Here is a 12,080-nt window from a genome sequence, read left to right as displayed (position 1 = left end):
AGTAGCAAAAGTAATAATACAAAGACTAGTTAAGACTAGATGATTATATAAACTACATTGTCCGTCCCACCCATACATTACCTTCGAATAGTAAAAGCTTCGTAAGTACACCTACATATGGGCGACTTTACACATTAAGATAATCTATAAATCTGCTCCAATGATACCCTGGCTCCCTGGGGCTCTGGGCCCCGTTGGGGTGGCCTGGGGTAGCTGTTTTACTCCACGTCTTGGAGGGCTGCAAAGTCTTCTTCGCCGGTGCGGATCTTGACTACCTGCTCCACGTCGTATACGAATATTTTGCCGTCGCCGATGTGGCCAGTGTAAAGGACCTTCTTGGCGGTGTCGATTACCTGCTGTACAGGTACTTTGCATACTACTACGTCTACACGAATTTTTGGTAGAAGGGCTGGCTCTAAAGCTACGCCTCTGTAGTATTCTGGTGCGCCTTTCTGTACACCACATCCCATAACATGAGATACAGTCATTCCTGTGATACCTAACTTCATAAGTGAATTCTTAAGCTTTTCAAGGTTGCGTTCCTTGCAAAGAATTTCAATCTTAGTCATTCTAGGCTTGCCAGCTGCAGTGATTTGTGATGGAGCGTACTCTACTTCCACTGCCTCATCAAGTGAAGCAAGTCCTGCTGCTTCAAGTGTTTCTGTGATGAGGTTAGCTGTTTCATCATCTAGCTCATCAGTATCAAAGTCGTCCTCAAGCATGTTGAATCCAGAGTATGCAGATGGTAAACCATGCTCTGTTCTGTCTAAGCCTACAATTTCCTCTTCTGCTGATGCACGAAGACCGATTGTAGCTTTGATTACCGAAAATGCGATAGTGATTGTTACTGCTGCCCAAGCGCCTACTGTTAATACGCCAAGTAACTGTATTCCTAATAACTTAAATCCTCCCCCGTAAAAAAGACCAGCTAATTCGCTTTGTGGTGCTGATGTTGTTGCGAAAAGTCCAACTGCAATTGTTCCCCAAATACCATTCATCATATGGACTGCAACAGCTCCAACTGGATCATCAACACGAAGCTTGTTGTCTAAAAGCCATACCCCGAATACTACTAAAAATCCAGATACAATACCGATGATAATTGCACCAAGTGCATCTGTTACGTCGCATGGGGCTGTGATAGCTACAAGACCAGCAAGTGATGCATTTAATGACATAGATACATCTGGCTTGCCATATTTAATCCATGTATAAGACATTGTTGTTACTGTTGCAACGGCTGGTGCAATTGTTGTAGTTACAAAGATTGATGCAAGCTGCTCAAGTGATGTTGCTGCTGCGCCGTTGAAACCATACCAGCCAAGCCAAAGGATAAATACACCAAGTGCACCAAGTGCAATGTTGTGTCCTGGGAATGCATTTACCTTCTTAATCTTGCCTTTGCTGTCACGTGTAAACTTACCAATTCTAGGTCCAAGGATTTTTGCACCAATAAGGGCGCAGATACCACCTACCATGTGGATTGCACATGAACCTGCGAAATCATGGAAGCCAATCTGAGAAAGCCAGCCACCACCCCAAATCCAATGAGCCTCAATTGGATATATTACAAGAGAAATAATTCCAGAATATACACAGTAGCTGATAAACTTTGTTCTTTCTGCCATAGCACCACTTACGATTGTTGCTGTTGTAGCGCAGAACACAAGGTTAAATACAAAGTTGCTCCAGTCAAAGTTTGCATAGTCTGTAAATATTCCTAGTGTTGGTCTTCCTACTAATCCAAAGAGGCAATCCTCTCCAAACATAAGACCAAATCCTAAAACAATAAACATTACTGTACCAATACAGAAATCCATCAGGTTTTTCATAATGATGTTTCCAGTATTTTTTGCTCTGGTAAATCCTGCCTCTACCATTGCAAATCCCGCTTGCATCCAAAATACAAGGGCAGCTCCTATAAGGAACCAGACTCCAAATAACATGCTTGAATAAGCTTCCATAATATTTTCCTCCTTGGGGTTTATTATTATTTATATAAAAAGGCGCGCAGTATTTTTTCGAATACTGCACGCCTTTGTGCTACCTTCTAATTACGCTTATTTTACGCTATAAAGGATTTCTCCGTATGTTGGGTATGGCCAGATATCACTTGGTACTACTGTCTCAAGCTCATCAACCACCTCTCTAAGCTCATTCATATCTGCAAAGATTACATCATGATGGAACTTAGCCAAATCATATGTCTCAGTTAATTCTTTTGCCTTATCAATGTCTGCTTCAAGCTTTTCAAGTCTTTCATCCATTGATGTTGTTAACTTAGCTGCCTGCTCCAATCTCTTCTTTTCCACTGAAGAATCAACTGAAAGTCCTGTTGCAGCCTTTGCGTTAAGAGTTTCTGCAAGTGTAAACTGATAATCACTAGCAGCTGCCATAATGTCTTTCTTAACCATAGCATCCATTGTAAGAGCTTCGATATCAATTACCTTATAGTAATTCTCAAGCTGGATGTCATATCGGCTATAAAGCTCCTGCTCCGTAAATACGTTATGCTTTGTAAATACATCAATTGCTTTCTTATCTACGAATGCTGGAAGGGCATCTACTGTAGACTTGAGGTTCTTAAGTCCTCTTCTCTCTGCTTCCTTTACCCACTCATCAGAATATCCGTTACCATTGAAGATGATTCTCTTGTGGGCTGTAAGCTCTCTCTTAAGGAGCTCTGCAAGTGCCTTATCGAAATCAGCTGCCTTTTCAAGCTCTTCTGAGAACTTATCAAGCTCCTCTGCAACAATTGTATTTAATACAACGTTTGGACCTGAAATAGATGCTGCAGAACCAAGTGATCTAAACTCAAATTTATTACCTGTAAAGGCAAATGGTGATGTTCTGTTTCTATCTGTTGTATCCTGTGAAATGCTAGGAATAACAGCTGCACCAATTGACATCTTCTTCTTTTTAATGTCTTCATAATCAGTTCCATCGATGATTGACTCTACAATAGCCTCAAGCTCATCTCCAAGGAACATTGAAATGATAGCTGGTGGTGCCTCATTTGCTCCAAGTCTGTGATCATTTCCAGCAGAAGCAACCGATACTCGGAGTAATTCCTGATACTCGTCTACAGCCTTAATTACTGCTGTTAAGAACAACAAGAACTGAGTGTTCTGGGAAGGAGTAGCACCTGGTTCTAACAGGTTTACTCCGGTATCGGTTGATATAGACCAGTTGTTGTGCTTGCCCGAACCATTTACACCTGCAAAAGGCTTTTCATGAAGTAAGCAAGTCATTCCGTGACGTCCAGCTACAACCTTCATCATCTCCATTGTAAGCTGGTTATGATCTGTTGCTATATTAGTGGTTGAGTACACTGGTGCAAGCTCATGCTGAGCTGGCGCAACTTCATTATGCTTTGTTTTTGCAAGTACACCTAGTTTCCACAACTCCTCGTCTAACTCTTTCATGTAAGCAGAAACTCTTGGCTTAATAGTTCCAAAATAGTGATCCTCAAGTTCCTGACCCTTTGGAGGCTTAGCTCCAAATAATGTACGTCCTGTGTAAATCAAATCTGGACGCTTGTTATACATTTCTGTATCTATTAAAAAGTATTCCTGCTCTGGTCCAACTGTTGTAATAACTCTCTTTACATCATCGTGACCAAAAAGCTTAAGTGCTCTAACTGCTGATTTATCAAGTGCTTCCATTGAACGAAGTAATGGAGTCTTTTTATCAAGTGCTTCACCTGAGTATGAACAAAAGGCTGTTGGAATACAAAGAGTATCATCCTTGATAAATACATAGCTTGTTGGGTCCCATGCTGTATATCCTCTTGCCTCAAATGTAGCTCTTAATCCACCTGATGGGAATGAAGATGCATCAGGCTCACCTTTGATTAATTCCTTTCCTGAGAAAGTCATGATAACCTTGCCACCTTCTTCAGGCTGAATAAATGAATCATGCTTTTCAGCTGTAACACCTGTCATTGGCTGGAACCAATGTGTGAAATGTGTAGCTCCAAGTTCAATTGCCCATTCCTTCATAGCATGTGCAATTACATTTGCAAGCTCTCTGTCAAGAGGACGTCCCTCTTCAACTGTCTTCTTAAGAGCTTTGTAAGCATCTTTTGGAAGACGCTCTTTCATAGTCTCATCATTAAATACTTTGCTTCCGAAAATCTCTGTAACCTTGCTCATTTCTTATCCTCCTCTTATACTCCGCTAGCGCCGTAGTTTGCAAGTACGCGTGCGGATGGATCATCAACATCGCATCCCTCCCAAGCCCTGTTTGGCATCCAAAAGTCTACAACCATCTGTGCCTGGCCTGGATAGTACTTCTCAAATAAATCTCTATACAAAAGTGATTCCTTTGTAAAAGGTGTTGCAAATTCGTATTTGCGATACGCATTCTTTACATCCTCATCACTGTATAAGCTATTAGCATATTCTTTCAGGTAATCTACCATTGAGTGTCCAACTGCATCTGAGAACGCTGCTTTCTCTCTGAACAATATGTCGTGTGGTAAGTAATCTCCATCCTCAAAAGCATGTCTTAATAAATACTTGCCTTTGTTGTATTTATTCATCTTGATTTCAGGATTTACACTCATTACATAATCCACAAAATCTAAATCACCAAATGGAACTCTTGCCTCCATTGAATGAACTGAGATACATCTGTCAGCCCTCAGTACATCGTACATGTAAAGCTCTCTAAGTCTCTTTTCTGCTTCCTTCTGAAACTCTTCTGCATTTGGAGCAAAATCTGTGTATTTATAACCGAAGATTTCATCTGATATCTCACCAGTAAGAAGAACTCTTATCTCTGGGAACTGTTTCTTGATTCCCTTGCAGATTAAATACATTCCCATGCTGGCTCGGATTGTTGTTATGTCGTATGTACCAAGTGCTGCAACAACTTCCTCCAAAGACTCAATTACGATGTCTTTATTGATTATGATTTCGTGATGTTCTGAACCAATGTAATCTGCAACTTCCTTTGCATACTTTAAATCGATTGCATCCTCGTTCATGCCGATTGCAAATGTTTTAATTGGCTTATCCATCATCTTCTGAGCGATTGCACAAACAAGTGATGAATCAAGTCCACCAGAAAGAAGAAATCCTACAGGAGCATCTGCATCAAGTCGTTTCTCAACACCAGCTACAAGCTTTGCCTTAATGTTTGCTGCAACCTCTTCCACCCCGTCTAATCTGTATGTCTGTCGCTTCGCCAAATCTCTGTAGCATGTAAACACACCCTTGTAATAATAATGTCCTGGTGGAAATGGCTTAACCTCATCTGTAAGACCAACCAAGTTCTTTGCTTCTGATGCAAACATTATTGAACCTTCACTGTCGTAGCCATAAAACAAAGGTCTAATTCCGATTGGATCTCTTGCTGCTACCAAATCATCTATTTCCTTGTCGTAAATAACCATTGCAAATTCTGCATCAAGCTTTTCGAACATCTTTGTTCCGTATTTACGATACATTGGTAAAATGATTTCGCAATCACTGTCGCTTAAGAATTTGTATCCCTCTGCTTTCAAACTCTCTCGCTCTGTTTTAAATCCATACAACTCTCCGTTGCATATTACATAATTTCCATCAAGCTCAAAGGGTTGCATTCCTGCATCTGTCAAACCCATAATTGATAGTCTTTGAAAGCCCAGCACCGAATCATTCACGGTTATAACTCGTTGCATGTCTGGCCCTCTAGAAACCGTTTTTGAAAATGCCGCCTCGAAGTCTTTCATCTCCACATGGCATTTACTTAAAGCCATAATCGAACACATAAAATCACCTTCCCATAGGAACAATAATAAAAAGAAAGGCGTCGTAGTTTTAGCTACTTAGCTAAAACTACGACGCCTTTGTCGTTCCATTGATTTTTATTTGTTTAGAATAATATTCTTTTGATAAATGTTTGTCAATAACATTTTTTATATTTTTTAAAATAAATTTTGGATTAAATTTTCCAAACCTAAAATTATAGATTTGTATAACCCATCAAGAACTCATCTACTTCCCGAGCACAATCGCGGCCCTGTCTAATAGCCTTTACAACCAGTGATTGTCCTGTGTGCATATCACCTGCAGTAAATACCTTAGGCACATTTGTCGCGAATGAATTCGTATTTACGGATGCAACATTAGTACGTCCATCCAGCTCCACCTTGAAAGCGTCTGCCACATATTTCTGCGCTCCAAGAAATCCTGCTGCAATCAGACAAAGCTGGCAAGGCACTTCTTTCTCAGTACCTTCCACTGGCACCATCATTCTGCGTCCTGTTTTCTTGTCAGTTTTAGACTCAAGTGAAACTAAAACAACAGACTTCAAATCACCATTCTTATCTGTCTTGAATTCCTTGACAGTTGTAGTGTAGATTCTAGGATCATGACCGAACTTGGCAATAGCCTCCTCCTGACCATAATCAGTTTTACATACAAGAGGCCACTGAGGCCATGGATTTGATTCTGCTCTCACATCTGGTGCCTTTGGCATCATTTCAAGCTGTGTTACAGACTTACATCCATGACGAATTGCAGTACCAACACAATCGTTACCTGTGTCTCCACCACCGATGATGATAACATCCTTGCCTTTGGCAGAAATATACTGTCCCTCTACAAGCTTCATATCATTTGCCCAGAGGCATTTTGTAGTAGATGTAAGGAAATCCACAGCAAAATAGATACCCTTAGCCTCTTTTCTACCTGTAGCCTGAATATCACGTGGATTAGATGAACCGCAGCAAAGAACTACCGCATCGTACTTCTTTGTCAAATCGGCCGCCTTAACATCAACACCTACATTGGCATTAACTACAAAGCTTACACCTTCCTCCTCCATGATTTTAATTTTACGGTCAATAATCTGCTTTTCAAGCTTCATGTTAGGAATACCGTAACGAAGTAATCCACCTACATTGTCATTGCGCTCGTACACAGTTACATTGTGACCGCGTCTGTTTAATTGATCTGCCACTGCAAGACCAGATGGGCCTGAGCCAATTACCGCAACAGATTTACCTGTACGAACCTCTACAGGCTTTGCATCTGCCAATCCATTGGCATAGGCATACTCAATAATGGCCTTCTCGTTTTCCCTTGTAGATACAGCATCTCCATTAAGTCCGCAGGTACATGCTTTCTCACAAAGTGCAGGACATACCCTGCATGTAAACTCAGGGAAATTGCTAGTCTTGTGAAGCCTCTTATAGGCCATCTCATAATTTCCCTGATATACAAGCTCATTCCACTCAGGAATAAGGTTGTTCAGAGGACAACCAGAAGTCATCCCCTTAATTGTCATACCTGACTGGCAGAATGGTACACCACAATCCATGCATCTTCCGCCTTGTCTTCTCTGCTCCTCTTTTGAAAGAGGCTCATGAAACTCATTAAAATTCTTTATTCTGGCAAGAGGGCTAACCGCTTCAGCCTCTACTCGCTCATACTCTAAAAATCCAGTTGGCTTTCCCATGGTTCCCTCCTACTTGTTTAATAAATTAAATGCTTCTATCTGTGCCTGCTCAGAAGATAATCCCTTTTCCTCCATTTGCACAATTGTCTGCATCATCTTTTTGTAATCAAAAGGTACAATACGCTTGAACTTAGGTAGATACTCGCTAAAGTTGTCGTAAATTTCCTTGCCCTTAGCGGAGCCAGTAGCAGCCACGTGCTCAGCAATAATCTCCTTAAGCTCTAATACATCGTATTTGTCAGTAACTGTCTCCAGTGAAACCATAGATTTGTTTAGTCTCTTGTATAAAGATGCGTCTTCATCAAGCACATATGCAATACCACCAGACATACCTGCTGCAAAGTTCTTGCCAGTCTCACCAAGTACTACAACTCGTCCACCTGTCATATATTCGCATCCATGATCTCCACAGCCTTCTACAACTGCTGTAGCACCTGAATTACGTACTGCGAAACGCTCGCCTGCTACACCGTTGATAAAGGCTTTACCACTGGTTGCACCATACAAAGCAACATTACCGATAATGATATTCTCATCCTGCTTATAGGTCGCCTTAGCAGATGGATATACAACAAGCTTTCCGCCTGATAATCCCTTACCGAAGTAGTCGTTAGAATCTCCCTCCAGGTTAAGTGTAAGTCCCTTAGGTATAAATGCACCAAATGACTGTCCACCTGCACCCTGGCAGTTAATTACATAGGTATCTTCCTCCAGATTTTCTCCATGGTTTCTGGTAATCTCTGCTCCAAACAATGTACCAAATGAACGGTCCACATTTGAAACCTCAAGACTTACCTCCTCCTTCTTACCAGAGGCTATAGCACTCTTTAGCTTTTTAAGAAGAACCTTTTCATCAAGTGTCTTTTCTAGCTCAAAGTTGAATACATTCTTTTTATCATATTCAATCTTCTCATAAGGATTTGGATTAGAGATTACAGCAGATAAATCTACCTTTTCTCTACGTCCACTTCCAGCCACATTCTTAAGAGTAAGCAAGTCATATCTACCACAAAGCTCATCTACAGTTTTGCATCCAAGCTCTGCCATATATTCACGAAGCTCCTGAGCTATAAAGCGCATAAAGTTAACTACGTATTCTGGCTTACCTGTAAATCTCTTTCTAAGCTCTGGGTTCTGAGTTGCAACACCAACAGGACAAGTATCCAAATTACATACTCTCATCATTACACATCCCATAGTTACAAGTGGTGCTGTAGCAAAGCCAAACTCCTCCGCACCAAGTGCACAGGCGATAGCAACGTCACGGCCGCTCATAAGCTTACCATCTGTCTCGATAACAACCTTATTACGTAATCCGTTCTGAGCAAGTGTCTGATGCGCTTCTGCCAAGCCTAATTCCCATGGAAGTCCTGCATTATGAATAGATGACTTAGGAGCTGCTCCTGTACCACCGTCGTATCCAGAGATAAGGATAACCTGCGCACCTGCCTTGGCAACACCGCTGGCAATTGTACCTACTCCTGCCTCTGATACAAGCTTTACTGATATACGTGCATCCTTGTTGGCATTCTTTAAATCATATATGAGCTCAGCCAAATCTTCGATTGAATAAATATCGTGATGAGGTGGTGGCGAAATAAGAGCTACACCCGGTGTAGAAAGACGAGTCTTTGCTATCCATGGATATACCTTCTTTCCTGGTAGATGTCCACCTTCACCTGGCTTTGCACCCTGAGCCATTTTAATCTGTATTTCCTTTGCAGATACCAGGTACTTACTTGTAACACCAAATCTACCTGATGCCACCTGCTTTATAGCTGAACATCTGTTAAGACCATCAGGACCAACCTCATATCTAGCTTCCTCTTCACCACCTTCACCGGAATTTGATTTTCCGTGAAGCATATTCATGGCGATAGCCATTGTCTCATGGGCTTCCTTAGAAATTGAGCCATAGCTCATTGCACCTGTTTTAAATCGCTTTACGATTGAATCCACTGACTCAACTTCATCGATGCTGATTCCCTTCTTAGGGTATTTAAAGTCTATAAGGCCACGAAGATTTCGAACCGCATCTTCATCGTTAATTAAAGCTGTATACTCTTTGAATGTATTATAGTCACCTGTTCTTGTAGCAAGCTGAAGTAAATGAATGGTAGCAGGATTATATAAGTGTTCCTCTGCTCCCGCTCTCATCTTATGTACACCCTTCGAATCAAGTGTCTTATCAACAGACAATCCAAGTGGATCAAATGCCATAGAATGCTGTCTTTCCACATCAGCCTGAATATCCTCAATAGTGATTCCACCAATACGGCTGATTGTGCCAGTGAAATACTTATCGATTACATCGGAGCTGATTCCTATTGCCTCAAAAATCTTTGCACCTTGATATGACTGTACAGTAGAAATACCCATCTTTGATGCAATCTTAATGATGCCTGTAATAATAGCCTCGTTGTATGAATCAATGGCTGCATGTACATCCTTCTGCAACTGCCCCTTCTCCACGAGTTCTTCGATTGTTTCCTGGGCAAGATATGGGTTAATTGCAGATGCACCATAACCAAGCAAGGTTGCAAAATGATGCACTTCTCTTGGCTCGCCCGACTCGAGAATAAGTGAAAGGCTTGTTCTCTTTTTGGTCTGTACCAAGTGATGCTGCACTGCTGCTACCGCAAGAAGTGATGGTATTGCAACATGATTCTCATCCACACCTCTATCAGATAGGATGATAATATTTGCACCCTCTCTATTTACTCTATCTACCTCTACATACAGGTGCTCAATAGCCTTAGCCAATGATGTATTTTTATAATATGTGATAGGTACAGTCTCAGCCTTAAGTCCTGGCACCTTCATAGATTTAATCTTCATCAAATCTGTCACTGTAAGAATAGGGTTGTTAATCTGCAACATATTGCAGTTTTCTTCCTTTTCCTCTAATACATTGCCAGCTGTACCGATGTATACAGTTGTTGCTGTAACAATCTCCTCACGGATTGAATCGATTGGTGGATTTGTTACCTGGGCAAAAAGCTGCTTGAAGTAGTTAAATAATGGCTGATGCTGATTTGAAAGAACTGCAAGCGGAGTATCAATACCCATAGCAGCTGTGCTCTCAACACCATTAAGGGCCATTGGAAGAATTGATTCCTTCACCTCACCATATCCATATCCAAAAGCCTTTTGAAGTCTGTCACGCTCTTCCTGTGAATGCTTTGGAACAGGCTCGTTAGGAATCTTGATATCAGCTAAATGAGCAAGATTTGCATCGAGCCACTGACCATAAGGCTGGCTGTTAGCATATTTCTCCTTTAGCTTTGCATCATCAATAAGCTTACCTGCTACAGTATCAACAAGAAGCATTTTTCCTGGACGAAGTCTATCCTTCTTAATTATTCTCTCCTCCTCAACAGGAAGTACACCCACTTCTGAAGAAAGAATTAGATAATCGTCGTTTGTAATATAATAGCGGCTTGGGCGAAGACCATTTCTATCAAGGACAGCACCCATAATATCGCCATCAGAAAACAGGATAGACGCTGGGCCATCCCATGGCTCCATCATTGTTGAATAATACTGATAAAAATCTCGTCTTGCCTGGTCCATAGCCTTATTTTTATACCAAGGCTCAGGAATAGTAATCATTACCGCAAGAGGAAGTGGCATGCCATTCATTACCAAAAACTCTAACGCATTATCAAGCATTGCGGAGTCGGATCCTGCCTGATTACAAACTGGTGTAATCTTTGACATTTCTGGCTCAAGCACCTGAGAAACCATTGTCTCCTCACGGGAAAGCATTTTATCTGCGTTACCCTTGATAGTATTAATCTCACCATTATGAACTATAAATCTATTTGGATGCGCTCTCTCCCAAGATGGATTTGTATTAGTAGAGAAACGAGAATGTACTGTTGCAATTGCAGACTCGTAATCTGGATCCTCAAGATCTTCGAAAAACAGTCTGAGCTGATTAACTAGAAACATTCCCTTATATACAATAGTTCTACTAGAAAGAGATGCTACATAAGTATCCTCTGCTGTCTGTTCAAATACACGTCTTGCCACATACAGTCTTCTATCGAAATCCAATCCTTTTTCGCAGTCTGCAGGCTTTTTAATAAATGCCTGGCAGATATATGGCATGCAGTCTAAGGCCATCTTTCCTAATATTTCAGATTTAGTAGGAACTTTACGCCATCCTAAGAATTCAAGTCCTTCCTTCTCGACACTGATTTCAAACATCTTCATTGCCTGTTTTCTCTTCAACTCATCCTGAGGGAAGAAAAACATACCAATTCCATATTCTCGCTCATTGCCGATTGCAATCTTTTCTTTTTCACAAACCTTCTTGAAAAATTTATGAGATATCTGAAGTAGGATTCCAACACCATCGCCAGTCTCACCTGATGCATCCTTGCCAGCTCGATGCTCCAAGTTTTCTACAATCTTTAATGCATCTGACACAGTCTGATGGGTCTTGATTCCCTTAATAGATACAACTGCACCTATACCACAGTTGTCATGCTCAAAAGATGGGTCATAAAGACCTTGCATTTGATTACCCATGTTAGCTACTCCTTCCACATAGTAGTTTTAATAAACAAAAAAAGAAAAGGCATCTAAAGAGACTCCCCATAAGGGAATTTCTTTAGACGCCTTTGTCT

5 protein-coding genes are annotated in these 12,080 nt (G+C 41.1%); all 5 read right to left on the bottom strand.

Annotated features, from left to right (window positions below):
• Nucleotides 1-218: 218 nt before the first annotated feature.
• Nucleotides 219-1,964 carry an ammonium transporter gene (locus tag BM102_RS06415; RefSeq protein ID WP_090394062.1) on the bottom strand — a complete coding sequence of 582 codons (1,746 nt, stop codon included), beginning with the start codon at nucleotides 1,962-1,964 and terminating at the stop codon, nucleotides 219-221.
• 96 nt (nucleotides 1,965-2,060) lie between these two features.
• Nucleotides 2,061-4,154 carry a glutamine synthetase III family protein gene (locus BM102_RS06410; protein WP_074790559.1) on the bottom strand — a complete coding sequence of 698 codons (2,094 nt, stop codon included), beginning with the start codon at nucleotides 4,152-4,154 and terminating at the stop codon, nucleotides 2,061-2,063.
• 14 nt (nucleotides 4,155-4,168) lie between these two features.
• Complete coding sequence (asnB, locus tag BM102_RS06405; RefSeq protein WP_090480165.1) at nucleotides 4,169-5,755, bottom strand: asparagine synthase B; 1,587 nt, start codon at nucleotides 5,753-5,755, stop codon at nucleotides 4,169-4,171.
• 194 nt (nucleotides 5,756-5,949) lie between these two features.
• Nucleotides 5,950-7,446, bottom strand: a complete 1,497-nt coding sequence (locus tag BM102_RS06400) for a glutamate synthase subunit beta (protein WP_090480161.1) — start codon at nucleotides 7,444-7,446, stop codon at nucleotides 5,950-5,952.
• 9 nt (nucleotides 7,447-7,455) lie between these two features.
• Nucleotides 7,456-11,982, bottom strand: a complete 4,527-nt coding sequence (gene gltB, locus BM102_RS06395; RefSeq protein ID WP_090480158.1) for a glutamate synthase large subunit — start codon at nucleotides 11,980-11,982, stop codon at nucleotides 7,456-7,458.
• Nucleotides 11,983-12,080 lie beyond the last annotated feature (98 nt).

Source organism: Pseudobutyrivibrio sp. JW11, assembly GCF_900115355.1.
Classification (GTDB): domain Bacteria; phylum Bacillota; class Clostridia; order Lachnospirales; family Lachnospiraceae; genus Pseudobutyrivibrio; species Pseudobutyrivibrio ruminis.
This window is presented reverse-complemented; position numbering and strand designations above follow the sequence as displayed.